Raw genomic sequence first — 694 nt, 5'->3', positions numbered from 1 at the left:
TAATAATCCCGCTGAGCATATCAGCGTCAACCGTGCGCACCATAAAACCGCCCATCTGCGCTCCTTGAATCCTGCATGCTATATACTGGGCAGGCTGATGATCCTCTGTCACAAAAGAGCTTACTGCACAACCATTTTGCAGCCATTTAATCTGCTGGACCGCACTTTTCATCTCACGATTGTCTCGTCCGACCATCACACGATACTGCTCATCCAGCACATAAAAGGCCCCGCCGCTTTCACGCTTAAACCCTTCAGGATACTGGCGTGTTCCCTGATTCAGCATATCTCTGCCCAGACTGGACGACAGCTCCTTCAGTTCAGTCTGCCATGCGGCATAACGCGCGGTTATGCTGCTGGAAAGTTCCTGTACCTCATACTGGAGCTGCTCGTTCTGAATCTCCGCCAAGTGACCACTGAATTGCCGCACAACAAACCATTGAAGCACAGCGGCCAAGAACAATGTCACACCCAGAACGATCAGGTACAGGATCAGCTTTTGCCAACCTGGTTTCAACAAAGCCCATTGCTTCATGCTCCCCTGTCCCCTCCATTCTGTTCAAGACGGCTCAAAATAGCCTGCATCAGGCATTCCAGCTCGTAGCTGACCAGCGGTAGCCGTGCGCACAGCAACCGGGGAGTACGGCGCTGGAGTGCAGTAAACCTCGCAGCGGTTTCCGTTGCCCCGTCCGTC

1 pseudogene is annotated in these 694 nt (G+C 53.2%); it reads right to left on the bottom strand.

The window, feature by feature from the left end:
* Positions 1-535: pseudogene (locus GRP75_RS28720) on the bottom strand (sensor histidine kinase); the annotation flags it as partial.
* Between the last annotated feature and the right edge of the window lie 159 nt (positions 536-694).

The sequence above is a fragment of the Paenibacillus sp. OT2-17 genome, assembly GCF_009827695.1.
Lineage (GTDB): Bacteria > Bacillota > Bacilli > Paenibacillales > Paenibacillaceae > Paenibacillus > Paenibacillus polymyxa_B.
Note: the sequence above shows the minus strand (reverse complement) of the source record. Positions and strands in the feature narration are given on the sequence as shown.